This is a genomic window from Arthrobacter sp. StoSoilB22, assembly GCF_019977315.1.
Lineage (GTDB): Bacteria > Actinomycetota > Actinomycetes > Actinomycetales > Micrococcaceae > Arthrobacter.
This window is the reverse complement of sequence record NZ_AP024652.1, coordinates 620,246-633,263: the sequence shown is the minus strand read 5'-3', so window position 1 is coordinate 633,263 and position 13,018 is coordinate 620,246. Positions and strand designations below refer to the sequence as shown.

Annotated in this window: 14 protein-coding genes and 1 pseudogene; 4 read left to right on the top strand and 11 right to left on the bottom strand. The window is 62.1% G+C overall.

The window, feature by feature from the left end; translation table 11 throughout:
* Positions 1-339: 339 nt before the first annotated feature.
* On the bottom strand, positions 340-750 hold the full coding sequence (locus tag LDN70_RS03045) for an MmcQ/YjbR family DNA-binding protein (protein WP_142936793.1): 411 nt from the start codon (positions 748-750) through the stop codon (positions 340-342).
* A gap of 56 nt (positions 751-806) precedes the next feature.
* Positions 807-1,379, bottom strand: coding sequence for a polysaccharide deacetylase family protein (locus LDN70_RS03040; RefSeq protein ID WP_223941694.1), 573 nt, complete (start codon positions 1,377-1,379; stop codon positions 807-809).
* Between the two features lie 43 nt (positions 1,380-1,422).
* Here LDN70_RS03040 and LDN70_RS03035 point away from each other — a divergent pair, with 43 nt between their 5' ends.
* Complete coding sequence (locus LDN70_RS03035; RefSeq protein ID WP_223941693.1) at positions 1,423-1,683, top strand: hypothetical protein; 261 nt, start codon at positions 1,423-1,425, stop codon at positions 1,681-1,683.
* Between the two features lie 75 nt (positions 1,684-1,758).
* On the opposite strand, the gene LDN70_RS03030 is transcribed toward LDN70_RS03035, so the two are convergent.
* From LDN70_RS03030 to LDN70_RS03000, 7 genes are all read right to left on the bottom strand, one after another.
* A complete protein-coding gene (locus LDN70_RS03030; RefSeq protein ID WP_142936795.1) occupies positions 1,759-2,184 on the bottom strand; it encodes a CoA-binding protein in 426 nt (141 codons plus the stop codon).
* 9 nt (positions 2,185-2,193) lie between these two features.
* Entirely contained in the window at positions 2,194-3,057 is an 864-nt protein-coding gene (locus LDN70_RS03025; protein ID WP_223941692.1) for a hypothetical protein, read from the bottom strand.
* Positions 3,054-3,608, bottom strand: coding sequence for an RNA polymerase sigma factor (locus LDN70_RS03020; RefSeq protein WP_142937106.1), 555 nt, complete (start codon positions 3,606-3,608; stop codon positions 3,054-3,056). Before LDN70_RS03020 ends, LDN70_RS03025 begins: the two co-directional genes overlap by 4 nt.
* 367 nt (positions 3,609-3,975) lie before the next feature.
* Positions 3,976-5,421, bottom strand: a complete 1,446-nt coding sequence (locus tag LDN70_RS03015; RefSeq protein WP_223941691.1) for an HNH endonuclease — start codon at positions 5,419-5,421, stop codon at positions 3,976-3,978.
* 88 nt (positions 5,422-5,509) lie between these two features.
* Positions 5,510-6,766, bottom strand: a complete 1,257-nt coding sequence (locus LDN70_RS03010) for an alpha-L-fucosidase (RefSeq protein ID WP_223941690.1) — start codon at positions 6,764-6,766, stop codon at positions 5,510-5,512.
* Positions 6,763-7,377 (bottom strand): TetR/AcrR family transcriptional regulator, encoded by a 615-nt coding sequence (locus LDN70_RS03005; protein ID WP_142936799.1) that lies wholly within the window; start codon positions 7,375-7,377, stop codon positions 6,763-6,765. Before LDN70_RS03005 ends, LDN70_RS03010 begins: the two co-directional genes overlap by 4 nt.
* Positions 7,374-8,456 carry a saccharopine dehydrogenase NADP-binding domain-containing protein gene (locus LDN70_RS03000; protein WP_223941689.1) on the bottom strand — a complete coding sequence of 361 codons (1,083 nt, stop codon included), beginning with the start codon at positions 8,454-8,456 and terminating at the stop codon, positions 7,374-7,376. Before LDN70_RS03000 ends, LDN70_RS03005 begins: the two co-directional genes overlap by 4 nt.
* Positions 8,457-8,905: 449 nt before the next feature.
* On the opposite strand from LDN70_RS03000, the gene LDN70_RS02995 reads away from it, so the two are divergent.
* Entirely contained in the window at positions 8,906-10,042 is a 1,137-nt protein-coding gene (locus tag LDN70_RS02995; protein WP_142936801.1) for an AI-2E family transporter, read from the top strand.
* A gap of 9 nt (positions 10,043-10,051) precedes the next feature.
* Here LDN70_RS02995 and LDN70_RS02990 read toward each other — a convergent pair.
* Positions 10,052-10,410 (bottom strand): annotated as a pseudogene (locus LDN70_RS02990) (hypothetical protein).
* 256 nt (positions 10,411-10,666) lie between these two features.
* Between LDN70_RS02990 and LDN70_RS02985 the strand changes: the two are divergent.
* Entirely contained in the window at positions 10,667-11,275 is a 609-nt protein-coding gene (locus LDN70_RS02985; RefSeq protein ID WP_142936802.1) for a TasA family protein, read from the top strand.
* A gap of 108 nt (positions 11,276-11,383) precedes the next feature.
* Positions 11,384-11,818 carry a SipW-dependent-type signal peptide-containing protein gene (locus LDN70_RS02980; RefSeq protein WP_142936803.1) on the top strand — a complete coding sequence of 145 codons (435 nt, stop codon included), beginning with the start codon at positions 11,384-11,386 and terminating at the stop codon, positions 11,816-11,818.
* 79 nt (positions 11,819-11,897) lie between these two features.
* On the opposite strand, the gene LDN70_RS02975 is transcribed toward LDN70_RS02980, so the two are convergent.
* Positions 11,898-13,010: an NAD(P)/FAD-dependent oxidoreductase gene (locus tag LDN70_RS02975; protein WP_223941688.1), complete on the bottom strand. Its 1,113-nt coding sequence runs from the start codon at positions 13,008-13,010 to the stop codon at positions 11,898-11,900.
* Positions 13,011-13,018: the final 8 nt, after the last annotated feature.

Here is a 13,018-nt window from a genome sequence, read left to right as displayed (position 1 = left end):
CTGGCAGCACCAACCTTCTGTGACATAATTCACCAGGAATGATCGAAAATCAATCTTTCTTGGTACTTTCGATCAACATTTGTCAAAGCGTGATCTTTCTACGGGCCACCGGCGAGGGCCTTTCCGCACTCGGCGATCGCCTGGCGGGCCGTCACCCTTTGCCTCCCAGTTCCCAGTGGTACCGGGCATTGTTGGGCAAAACGGGACTCCGCCAGGCCTGGGGTGAGCACCTCTTTACCAGGCGGAAACGAGCCAAAGCTTGCGCGCAAAGCAATCATCCAGCTATGCACTATCAATCTAGTCCCATGTCAGTGCCGTGGGGAGGGGTTTGCGGGCGTGTCAGGTGCCCTGCGGTTTTGCGAGCCTGGCCCAGCCGAGCTGTTCCTGTTGTTTGCGGCTCAGCGTGGCCACCACGAGGTCGTAGGAGTCCTCCACCATGTCCCGGATCACCTCATCAGAAAGGTTCCCGTCCAGTCGGACCCCGTTCCAATGGGTCTTGTTCATGTGCCATGCGCCGGTGATTTCGGGGTTTGCTGCCCGGAGCTGTTCAGCCAGGGCGGGCTCGCATTTGAGGCTCACGGACCAGTTGTCCGGATCCATGGATGACAACGCGAACATCTTAGCTTGGTGCCTGGCCCCTCCAGTGACGGCTGCACGCACCTTGAACACTGAGGTTTCGGGGCCGAATGGGAAGTCTTCGAACGCGCCGGGGAAGCTGAGGCAAATTTCGCGGAGGGCGGGAACATCCATGGAGAGAGCCTACTGGCGGTCCGGGCCGGCGACCACGCCCCTCACCGGGCAGCGCCTTACGCCACGCCCAGGAAGTCCTCCAGCAGCACCACTTCCAGCCCTGCTGCCAACTGGGCGGCGCGGAATGCGGCGAGGTCGGCGGCAAACTCCGCCCGGAAGTGCATGAGCACAATATCGCCGGGACGAAGCGAGTTGCCCACCTGGTAGTCCATCTTCCCGGCGTTTGCCTTGGCCTCCCACGTAACAATCGCCTTCATCCCTGCATCGGCAACGGCTTGGCGCATCACGTTGGAGTATGCGCCTCCCGGGGGTCGGAAAAGCGTGGGACGTCGTCCGTAGTGCTGAAATGCGTACTCCTGCATTCCCACCATGTCATTGAACTGCTGCTGATAGCCCCACTGCCGCACCATGTTGATGTTGTGGGTGACCGTGTGGTTCTCGATCAGGCTGCCCTGGGCTTTGAACGCGTTGAAGAACGCCGGGTTGTCCGCCACGGTGTCCTTGGTGAGGAAGAGCGAGGCAGGATAGTCGTACTCTGTCATGAGCCTGATCGACTCCGGCGTTTTGATGTTGCCGTCATCGATGGTCAGGAATACCACCGGGTGCTTGGTGTCGATCTTGGTAATCACGGGCGCAAGGCCGCCGACAATAGGTGGGAGTTGATAGTCCGGGATGAACGTCCGCCGGATGCGCTTGGTGGCGGTCGCTGTCGGTGTGGCTGTCGGAGAAGCGGACGACGTCGGAACCTCGCCTGCAACGGCCATGGCGCCGTTCGGTCCCGGCACCTCGGGTGAGGCGGCAGCGCCACTGGGCGTCTGCACCGGCGTCGAACTCTCAGCGGCATTGCAGGCCGTCAGGCCGGCCACCATGGAAGCGCCCAAAACACTGAAGACGGCCCGCCTGCTGGGAGTGGAAAAAGGCACCGCAGAATGACTGCCGAACATGGTTGTCCCCCAAAGACTCAAAAAGTGATTCAGCTGCAATCTAGCAGAGGAATCGGCACGGCCATCACAGGCCGTAATGCCAGCCTTCACGTGCCGGGCAGGAGTTAACCACTACATCCAGTCCCGCATCATGTGCCCGCTGTACGGCGTCGTCGTCAAAGACTCCCAGCTGAAGCCAAACGGCCTTGGCACCAATAGCTATCGCCTGATCAATGACCGCCCCAACACGTTGGGAGTTGACGAAGCAATCAACAACATCAATGGGGTACCTGGCCTCGGGGATCTCCGCCAGGGATTTGTACCCTTTTTCTCCGTGCACTTCCTCGCCTTTGAGGTTGACGGGGATGATCTCCATGCCCATCTTGTCCCGCACGTACAGCGAGACGTCATAGGCGGAGCGCCATTCATTGGTGCTCAAGCCAACAATTGCCCAGGTGCCCTTTGTTCGCATCAACCGCTCGACGACGGCGGGATCGTTGACATGCATCATGACCCAAGCTTACTTAGGCCACTGCTTCCAGGTGTCCACGGACGCGGGTAATTGCTCGTCATTGCGCTCGTCGCTGAGCGCGGTGTGCCGATATCCGGGTTTGGTTCGTTCCGCAGACTTAGCGGCTTGCTGCTTGTCCTCCTTGTCTGACTTCTCCTCCTTGCCTGACTTGTCCTCCTTGCCTGACCTGTCCTCCTTGCCAGAGTCCGGATTGGGCTGCGGGCTCAGGGGTAGATTCGGCGCAGTCTTGGTTTGTGGAGGTTCAACCGGTACGGCACTGCCCGGGACAGCACCGCTTGGAGGGGTGCTGTTGTGGGCGGGCGCTTCAACCACGCCAGGGGCCGCCGGCTGCGCGGGTACTTGCGCCTGCGCCTGGGTCTGTGCAGGAATTTCGGCAGGCGCACCGCTACCGGGCACCGGCACGGATCCGGCAGCTGGGGTGGTCGGAAGCGCAGCTGGATCCACCGCCGGAGCGGGTTCGGTCATAACGCGCGGGGCGTCGGGACTGGGCAGCGCGGGGGCTGCGACTGCCGGCTGCGGCCGGACGTTTCCCAGAAGCTCATCCATGAACGAAGGGTTCCGGGTAAACCCGGAACTTGCGGCTGCAACGCCACTGACGCCCAGACCCATCGCTGCTACCACGGCGACGCCGACCACGGCGGTGCGGTGCTTGCGCCTCCAGCGGCGGTTGCTGACTTCATCGTGAGGGCCGGACAGCATGGCGGAAAGCTCGGCACCCGGAGTTGGGGCCGCAAGATTGGCGAAGGACCCCAAGGAGAGGAGCGCACGCCGGACGTCAGCTGAGTCGGCCGCATCGGCGTCGAGCAACAGCTCCTCCGCGATCACTTCACGTTCACTATCTCTGTATGTCATGGCGACACGTATTCCTTTACTGCCGAATGCTCACGGAGCGTTATTAGTGCCCGCCGCTGCAGCTGTTTCACTGCCCCGGCGGATTTCCCCATGATGTCGGCAACCTGCTCCACGGTCAGGCCCGCCACGATGCGAAGGGTCAAGACCTCCCGCTGCTCGTCGCCGAGGTAGTCCAGGAGCTTCATGACCTCCTTGGGCGCCAAAAGTCCCAAAGCTTCCGCCTCTGCGGAACTCACTTCCCGGGTGTCCCGGTCCGGCTCGAACTCGTGCTGTTCCGGCGACCTGCTTTGCTTCCGATGCTCATCCACCATGCGGGCATGAGCCACCGAGAAAATGAAGGTTCGGAGGCCATGAGCCCCACCGCTGATGTCATCCAGCCTGGGCAGGATGGCCAGGAACACGTCCTGCGTAACTGCCTCCGGATCCGGTACACCTTTGGCCGTCAGATAACCGAGGACCTGGCCGGCGTACGCCTGGTAGACGGCGCCGAACAATTCCGCGTTATTGCCCTTGAGTGCAAGTAGCGCTTCATCGGTCAATGCGTCGGTCACAGGATTGAGGCTTTCGATCGGCGGCAGGTCCGTTGCTTGGGCCTGGACGTCCGCCATGTCACCAACGGACGACCCCACCAAGGGTAACCGCTCCACCTGGCCTTCCATGGAATGACCCGCTGCCTTATCAGGCAGGCTCTCGACCGAACTCCGCAGAGAGCGACTCCCTTGAGAGCAAACCGCCGCAGACAAGGAACCGCCGGAGACAAGGAAGAGCCGAGCTGGAACATGATGGGGGACAAATTCCAGCTCGGCCCTTTCAAAGACGTAATCGTCAGGGCACGCCAAAGGGTTACGCGCGGGTAGAAACTTTTTTGAAATTCTTTTGGAAGGCGCGTTTGAGACCGCCAGCGTCCCTGGACAGTGTCTAGATTCTGGCGGGGTGGTGCCCGGGTAGGGGTGGAGCCTTTGATTGGTAGGTGTGACCGGTGGGGGTGCGGATTTCCAAGGTATGGACGCTGTAGTTTTCGCCGGGCAGGGATGTAGTGGTCCAACCGGGGTGTTCCTTGGTGTGATTGCACGCCTCGCACAACCCCGCGGCGTTGCTAAGGTTCGTTTTCCCTCCTGAACGCCACGAAACCACATGGTCGATATGCCGGATGGGCGCATCACAATACGGCGTCCGGCAGGTATCGTCGCGAGTCTCAACGAACCGCCGTAACCTGCCGGTGAAGAGCCGGGCCTTGGAATCGGTGGCAAGGAGTTCTCCAGTGCCCGGCGCGGTGTAAAGCCGGCGGAGCCACACATCAAACTCTGTGTCCGGCGGTGCCTGTGCTGCCTGTCCTGCCCGTGCCTGTGGTTCGGCCACTGCCCGCCCGGAACCGGGCCGCGGACTTGGGCTTCCGGCCGGTCCCAACCCCAGCAGTTCCCTCCCCCACTCTGCCGGGACGATTCCGTACCCCTTGAGCCGGGCCGGTTCACTGTCCCCTTGAAAGAGCGTGCGGTCGGTCATGACCAGATCCAGGTTGATCCCCGAAAACCCGCCCGGAGTGCCGGTGACGCGTTCAACCAATGTGTCGGCCATGACCTGGCCACGGGTCGGGGCTACTCCACCAGACCCGCCACCCCCACCAGTGCCAGCACCACCTGTGGAGCGGGCAGTATCAGCAGCCCGGGACAACGCAGCATAAACCGCCACCCCCTGAGCCACCGGCAACAGCGCCGTCAAATACGTCATGGTGTCCGGCGCCGGACGCAAACTCACCGTCCGCTCAGCAGCGGCACGACTGGCACGACCCACCACCGACCGCGGATCACGCCGATACGCAGCAGCCTTCACCGCCGCAATGATCGCTTTATCGCCCTTCCCCTCAAAAGTGCCGGCGTCGGGAGCTAGCTCCTCGTCTACAGCGGCCCGATCCTCAACAGACAAACACGCCGTTTCCCTCACCAGCAACGTGGCGCGCCATTCATTCAACTGCCCCGACCGCAGAGCCGCCAACGTCCGCGGCATCTCCAACACCAACGCCTTCGCAAAACCCAGCAAACGCGACCCCCGGTTCGGGGACTCCCGCCTCGCCAACGCCACCTGAGCCCCCACCCCCTGACCACGCTCGGACGCGGGAACACCAGCCTCGGCCTGCTCAGCACGCTGAGCCAGATCAAAAGCCACCACAACCCGCGCCTGCAACGCGGTGATAGCCGACTTCATCTCCTCCAACACCCGCAACTGCTCAATCAGATCCCCATTGACCGAGCCCCCAGGAACAGCGCCGGGCTGAGCAGAAACCCGCGGCGACAGGCCACCAGACGAGGCACGAACAAGCGCGTTCGAGGTCACCGCACCTGCTCGACTTTCCCGAATCCGCTCCATGTCATAACTCTGTCAGCAGGCACCGACATTTTTAGCTTGGGCCACATGGTGACGGTGGCGGACAGGCCGGACAGTGCACGGGGAAGAACTACTCGGGCGCCACCGTGGGGGCTTCATACCCTTCGGGGATTGCTGGAACATCAGCATCCAAAGCGCCGGTGAAAACCCGCGCCGAGAGCAGGCGGGCGCCCTCGCCTGACAACTTCACGTGCAGCTCTGATGCGGTGACAACCGGCAATTGGTGGATTCGGCGGCAACCCACGGTCATCCCGTCAATAAGGTTCGCGCCTTCGGAGGACACCACGTGACGGGTGATCCGCTGCCCCGCGTTCAAGTCCTCAACTAACTCCAGGTGGTTGAACGTAACCGCAGCGGGGAAACCCAGCGTCACTCCGCCGTCGTGATGTCCCAGCGTCGCCTCAACCACGCCGGAGAGGCGACGATCCAATTCCGCCTTCCACTCCTTCAGAACCAGAATGTCGCGGTCAGGAATGAGACCACGGGTATCGGGTGGCACATTCAGCAAGAGGTTGGCACCCATTCCCACCGATTGGTAATAGATGGCGAGCAGGTGCTCAACGGATTTCGGTTGGTCATCCGGATGCCAGAACCAGCCGCGGCGGATGGAGACATCGCATTCGGGCGGCAGGTAGTGTTCGGCGAGCAGCCCCGAGCTGGTCTCTGTGTACTGGGTATCGGACGTGCGGTCCACAACATAGGTGACGGGGTCCGATGCCAGTCCATTCTCGTTACCCACCCAGCGAATGGTGGGCTGACCCATGTTGAAGATCATGGCATCGGGCTGGTGTTCCTTAACGACGGCGATGATCCTGTCCCAGTCGTATTTTCTACCCACCGAACCCGCGCCATCGAACCACAATTCCATGAGCGGACCGTAGCCTGTGCAGAGTTCGGTGAGTTGACGGACGTAGAAATCGTCATATGCGGCGGGGTTGTTGTAGCAGTCAGCGTTGCGGTCCCACGGCGACAAGTAGAGCCCCAGGCCGATCCCCTGTTCCTTGCAGGCTTCGGCGACTTCCCTGACAACATCACCTGTGCCGCCCCGCCACGGCGATGACGCAACGGAGTAATCGGTGGTGGCCGTCGGCCACAGGCAGAATCCGTCGTGGTGCTTTGCTGTGAGGATGAGGTACCGGGCACCTGCCGTTTTTGCCGCGCGGACCCAGCTGCCGGCGTCGAGTTCGGTCGGGTTGAAACTTGACGCCGAGACGGTACCGTCACTCCACTCCTTGCCGGCGAAAGTGTTGATGCCAAAGTGGATGAAGACACCGAGCTCGAGCTCCTGCCAACGGAGTTGGGCCGGAGTGGGCACTAACTGAGTCACCGGGCGGGCTCCTGTCCGTGGATCAACGATTGCGCCGCGCTGATAATGGATCCGTCTCCGTGCTCTGTCCGGAGGCCGGCAATATCCGAGCGTGTGACGGCCGCCCCCTCGAAGAGGCTCACGATCGCGGCAGCAACGCCGGCGAGTTCCGGCTCCGACAACTCTGGCCTACCGCGCCGCACCACGCTGCTGACGTGCGCTGCATACTGCCCATAGAAGCTCCTCAGCGCAGCCGCCGCTTGCTGGTCTGCTGAGGCCAGGGCCCAGATCTCCAGGTGCATCTTCACGTCTTCAAGCGCTGAGTGTTCGTGCAGCAGCGCCGTCAGGAGTCGATGGGAATCCTCCCGGGTCAGGCCTCCGGACGCACCGGCACCAAGGTCCAGCCCGGCCTCTTCCGAAAGCCTCTGCAGTGAGCGTTCAAGGCTTCGCTCAAGGACAGCGCGGATCAGGTCCGCCCGCGTAGGAAAGTAGTGCTGCAGGTGTCCGATGCGCACCCCGGCCGCGGCGGCGAAGTCCCGCATGGCAGCATTGGCGTTGCCCTTGGTGACCAGAACTTGTTGAGCAGCGTCAAGGAGCGCCGCCTTCCGCAGGGCGCCCTTGCTTTCGGTCATGACCTCAATATTGTCACACCGTGTGATTCAAGTTCCGCCAGCCGGGACGCTGGATCCGGTGTGGATTCGGGGAAGGTAACACCGGGCCCGGCGCCCTCCGCGAGAACACTTCGCAGCCCCAGCAAACCGCCCAAAGCGGTGAGGTGTGCCTGCCCTTGCGGATCGGATATGACGGCAGTTCGCGTTCCGGCCGGACCTTTCACATCGATGCGGATATGTGCCGTGCCACCTGAGCCGGGCGAGTAGAGGAAGGACCTTCGCAGCGGCGCCCACCGTGCCCCGCTACCCCAGCGGAAGAGTCCCACCGCACGTGCGGCGAGCAACGCCGTCGTGGACGCGTTGGAACTGAAGCCGATCCGGGTGGACACCGATCCGGCACCAAGGGTGAGCGGCATCGTGAACTGTTCAGGTGTGTCGAGCCGCGCCACTTTGGTGCGATGCCCGGCAATGTCCACCCAGCGCGTGTCAGTCAGGGGGCGTACGACGGCGGCCTGACCGCCTTTGCGTACTTCGAAGTCCAGTCCCAGCCGATCCATGAAGTCCACTGAATCGGCTCCGGCTTGGTCATTGATGTCGTATCGGATGGCGACGTCGATCTTGTCACCGCCGCCCACATCCTGGGCCAAAGCTGCTGCCACGATGTTGGTGACCCCTCCCATCCAGCCTGAGCTCAGTGAGACAGGAGCCGTTGGCCGCAGAAGGGTAGCCAGCGTGAGTGCCCTGGTGACGCGGCTGGTCCAACGGGTGACGTCGACGTACGGAATTCCGGCGGCGACGGCTGCGCGAAGCACCCTGTCATGGGGATCGTTGACGGTACTGATGACCGCCCTGACCTTGGCGGCGAATGGCTCCGCTTGGTTGAGGTCCCATTTCTGTACTGACACTTTCTTTACTGTCACTTTTCGTTGCTCACCGGGAACGCTGCTGCTAGTCAAATGGCTGCCGCGCTCCGGGTTCCGGCCCGTGATGAGCAAGGGCCATTCGGCTGCGGCGAGCCGGGTCAGCGCTGTGCCGACGGTGCCGTACCCGCCGACGATCAGCACGGGACCTGCGGTATCAAGTTCAAGGAAATCGGTCATGAGTTTAATTCTAGGTCATATGACCTAAAAATGTTTTACCGCGGTAATCAGCATTGCGGTCCGCTTCTGTCCGCTAACTGTGAAGGACACCCTGTGGCCGAGTGGAAACCGGGAGTAGGCTGCAGTTATCTGCCGGAGCAATACCCTTCAGTGCGCAAAGGAGAGATCGTGACATTGCCTCCACACCACGAGCCCGAGCCATTTCCTCCAGATCCCGGACCCGTACCACCACCCCCGGATCCCACCACGCCGTTTCCGCCGAGCCCCATTCCTGACCCGAATCCAACCCCCCGCCCGTCTCCGGCTCCCGATCCCGGCCAGGTACCTCCACACCCTGATCCGACGCACTAGCAGGGCGATGCCAGCAGGTACGCCACCACATCGGGGAATAATCAGTAGGCTTATGTCTGATCTCATCGGCTGACCGATGCGAACGAACAGGAGCCACCATGACGGAACCCCAGGAAACCGCCCACTTTTCCGTCCGCAAGCCATCCAAGCCGGATCTCTGGAAGGACTCACTTGGCCGGACAGCTGTCCGGGCAAGCCAGATACTGCTCATCCTGACCCTGACAGTGGTGGCGATCTTCGGACTCCTGCAGATCCGTCTGCTGGTCATTCCGGTGCTCATCGCGCTCATTCTGGCCGCAGCCATTGGCCCCTTCGTGAATATGCTGCGGCGTCGGGGATGGCGCGGGGGCCTGGCAACGGGTGTCGCGTTCCTGGGCTTATTGATAGTGCTCGGCGGAGTCATCACTGTCATCGTGTTTTCTGTCCGCAGCCAGTGGGACGAATTGATCAGTCAGGCGGCACGTGGGCTGGACGAACTTGAGAACTTCCTGCTGACAGGACCGCTCCCCCTTGAACGGGAGCAACTGAACCAAGCGCGCGAAGCCGTGGTGGAGTTCGCACAGAGCAGCCAGGTACGCTCCGGAGCAGTGACCGGATTGTCAGTGGTCACGGAGTTCCTGGCAGGCGCCAGCCTGGTGGTCATCATCCTTTTCTTCTTCCTCAAGGACGGCGCCAAAATATGGGACTTCTTCCTGCGCCCCTTCAAAGGCGTGCGGGAAGCCAAGCTTCGCCGTGTTGGCAAGCGGACCATGGAGGTCCTTGGCGGCTACGTCCGGGGAACAGCGATCGTTGCCTTGGTGGACACGGTGGCCATCGGCGCGGCGCTACTCATCATGCAGGTTCCACTCGCCATTCCTTTGGCGATCATCGTTTTCATCGGCGCGTTCATCCCCTTGGTGGGTGCCACCGTTGCCGGCATCCTGGCCGCTTTGGTGGCACTGGTTGCCAACGGCCCCATCGTGGCGTTGATCGTGGTGATCGTTGTGATCGCCGTCAATCAGCTCGAAGGTGATCTCCTCCAGCCGATCGTCATGGGCAAGTCCCTGAAGCTCCACGCGCTGGTTATCCTCATGGCTTTGACGGCCGGCACCATCCTGGCCGGAATCATCGGCGCAGTCCTGGCCGTACCCATCGCGGCCGTAACATGGGCCATCATCCAGGTGTGGACGGCAGAAGACCCGAACCTGGAAGACATGAACCCGGACTTGCCGCCCGCCAACAGTCAGCCGACGTAGTAGATCCCCCTACCCCAACGCCCTCCTAATGAGTTCGACGATCCGCGCTTCAACCTCGGGGGTGATTTCCGTGACGGCGAAGGACGTGGGCCACATGGCTCCATCATCCAGCTTCGCGTTCTCCTCAAAGCCGAGCGTGGCATACCGCGCCTTGAACTTGTGGGAGCTCTGGAAGAAGACAATATTCTTCCCGCCTCTGGCATCTCAGCGATCTTGGCCATGACATCAGCCTCGCCGTCCGCTTTGGATGCCTTCTTGCGCGGCGCCTTCTTGAGTTCTTGCGCGCGCTCTTTCATGGCGGCGCGCTCCTCTTCCGTGAAGCCGTCGTAGGACTTTTCCTTAGTTGCCGTCTTGTCCGTATCCGTCATGGTGTTCGCTCCCCTTGGTCTTATGAACTGATACCCCTAACGCTAAGTTGCCCGCGGATCCGCGGCTTCTCCGAAACTGCTCGATTCTGCTGCGGAGTGTGTTGCGGGAGTCTTGAGGTTTTCCTGAGGAAGTGTTGCGGGTATGCAGGATTTGTTCTTGATCCGGGCCCGGCACAGTAGTTCTTGTCAGCCACACAGGCTGGAAACGAACGGCCGGCCGGTCTCACGGTGGCCTCCCGAAAGGAAACTGATCCCCATGGCCATCAGCCTCAAGACCACCTCCGGCAAGATCCTCGCTTCCGTCGCACTGGTCGGCACCGCAGCCGCCGTCGCCGGCATGGGAACCTACGGCGCGTTCACCTCTTCGACCTCCGCCTCCCAAGCCGTCACCGCAGGAACGGTCACCATCGCCCTGGGCGCACCCGGCCCGGCGAACACCCTTAACGTCCCGGTCGCTGGACTGCTGCCCGGTGACAAGGTCGAAAAACTCGTCACCCTGGCCAACACCGGCAACTCGGACCTGAACAACGTCACCCTCACCACCAACGCCGGCACCACCGCATCCCTGCTCACCACGGACGTGACCAACGGCCTGCAGCTGACCATCGAAAACTGCTCCGTGGCCTGGACCGGCGCCGCAGCCCCCTACAACTGCACCGGGACCAAGACCACCGTCCTGGCCTCCGGACCGGTCATCGCAGCGAACAAGGTCCTGAACAACCTCACCTCGCTGACCTCGGCCAAGACCGACAACCTCAAAGTCACCACCGCGTTCCCCACCACCGCGAACAACGACTTCCAAGGCGCCACCTCCACCATCGCCTTCGCCTTCACCGGCACCCAACGCACCGAAACCACCAAGTAAACAACACCACCAGCCCCGCCGGGCCTGGTCGGGCGCCCCCCTGCCCGATCAGGCCCGGCGAGTATCCCGTCAAGCACAGCCACTTCACCAGAACGGAGAACCATCACCATGACACCGCGGAACAGTTTCCTCCGTGCCTTGGTGATCGTCGCCGTCGTCGTTCTTGGCCTGATAGCCGGGCCTACGGCCGCTCTTGCTGCCTTCACCGACAGTGAGCGCGCTACCCCACAGTTCTCAGCCGCGATCATTCCCGCTCCGGCCACCGCCAACGTCACCATGCGATGCACCTTCGGCCTGCAAACCGTAGTTACCGTGAATTCTTACGGAGCGGTGGCCAATGCCAATCACTACGAGGTGAAGGTCTATGACCGCTCCGGCAACCTCGAGTTCACGGGAGACCTCAGCCAGGCCTCTGGAAGGACGTACAGTTCGGGCATCGAGATCATCGGCACCTGGAGCTACGAAGTCCGCGGGTTCTACAAGGTTCCCGGCTCCAACAATTTCTGGACGGGCAAGCCCTTCAAGGGCACCATGACCTGCTGATCAGGTCACCTTAAACTCCAATGGCCCCGACACGTTAAGCAGATGGCGTATCGGGGCCATTGGCCTGTCTAAGTGGGCTCTAGGAGAATCGGCCCGGGCGGAACGTGGACAGCATGGGGTGCTTCTGGCCGCTCAGGATCTCACCGGACAAAAGCTCACCGGCGATGAGGCCGAGCGTGGCACCTGAATGCGTGAAGGCCACGAAGCAGCCCGGCACTTGGCCGAGTTCACCGAAGACTGGTTCGCCGTCGCCGGGGATGGGCTTGTAGCCGATCTTCCACGAGGCAGGCTTGAGCTCGGGATTGCCCGCAATGAGCTTGGAGGACTCGTCCGCCAGCTCCTGGACAACGTCATCCGGGATGCTGAAAGTACCGTCGGAGTGCTCCGTAATCTGGTGCTCGTACCAGTCGTGATCCAAGGCAAATGTGTTGCCGGGATTCGGCCGAACAGCTGCCCGCGGTGTATTCATCACTGCCGTGACGCCGTGTTCCACCGGTTTGGTGACCACCAGCATGGAAACCGGTGAACCGTTGGGAATCTCCACGCCCAGCGGCTTGACGACGGCGGGTGTTGCGGCACCGCAGGCAACCAGCACGGCATCAGCGGTGTACGTTTCACCGCCGACAGTTTCGACGCCGGTGGCCCGTCCGTCGTGCACCGTCACTGAGGCCTTTCCGGCGTTAAGGACCAGCTGGCCGCCCAAGGCGTGGAATTCCTCCATCAGGAAGTTCACCAGATCCGGGAGACTGACCCATCCTTCGCCGGGGTTGAAAATGGCGTTGTCGGGGACCGCACTGGCATCGATACCGGGCGTCACCGAGGCAATCTCTTCAGGGGCCAACAGCTTGGAGTCATAGCCAATGGACTTCTCGTAGGCGTGACGGGCTTCTGTAACCTCACTCTGCCCCGCGGCGTTCCACATGAGTCCGCCCCCGAACTGCAGCCATTCACGGCTGGGGTCCGCGGCGAAGAGCGTGCGGTACCGGTCAACGCCTGCCACCCGCAGCTGGTGATACGGCGTGGAGCGTTCGCCCGCCGAGTTGAGCCAGGACAGCGAGCGGCCGGTGGCTTCGCTGGCCAGGCCCTGCTCGGTCAGCAGGGTTACCGAGGCGCCTTGACGGAGAAGGTGTACGGCGGTGGAAACGCCCAGGATGCCGCCTCCAATGACGGCAACGTGCTTGGTGGAGGACATGCGTGATC

Coding starts and splice junctions, on each gene's coding strand:
- LDN70_RS03000 (WP_223941689.1), bottom strand. CDS start 8,456: ATGACCGATTTCCTTGAACTTGATACCGCAGGTCCCGTGCTGATCGTC.
- LDN70_RS03035 (WP_223941693.1), top strand. CDS start 1,423: ATGAACGTCCGCCGGATGCGCTTGGTGGCGGTCGCTGTCGGTGTGGCT.
- LDN70_RS02975 (WP_223941688.1), bottom strand. CDS start 13,010: ATGTCCTCCACCAAGCACGTTGCCGTCATTGGAGGCGGCATCCTGGGC.
- LDN70_RS03045 (WP_142936793.1), bottom strand. CDS start 750: ATGGATGTTCCCGCCCTCCGCGAAATTTGCCTCAGCTTCCCCGGCGCG.
- LDN70_RS03015 (WP_223941691.1), bottom strand. CDS start 5,421: ATGGAGCGGATTCGGGAAAGTCGAGCAGGTGCGGTGACCTCGAACGCG.
- LDN70_RS03030 (WP_142936795.1), bottom strand. CDS start 2,184: ATGATGCATGTCAACGATCCCGCCGTCGTCGAGCGGTTGATGCGAACA.
- LDN70_RS03005 (WP_142936799.1), bottom strand. CDS start 7,377: ATGACCGAAAGCAAGGGCGCCCTGCGGAAGGCGGCGCTCCTTGACGCT.
- LDN70_RS02985 (WP_142936802.1), top strand. CDS start 10,667: ATGGCCATCAGCCTCAAGACCACCTCCGGCAAGATCCTCGCTTCCGTC.
- LDN70_RS03025 (WP_223941692.1), bottom strand. CDS start 3,057: ATGACATACAGAGATAGTGAACGTGAAGTGATCGCGGAGGAGCTGTTG.
- LDN70_RS02995 (WP_142936801.1), top strand. CDS start 8,906: ATGACGGAACCCCAGGAAACCGCCCACTTTTCCGTCCGCAAGCCATCC.
- LDN70_RS02980 (WP_142936803.1), top strand. CDS start 11,384: ATGACACCGCGGAACAGTTTCCTCCGTGCCTTGGTGATCGTCGCCGTC.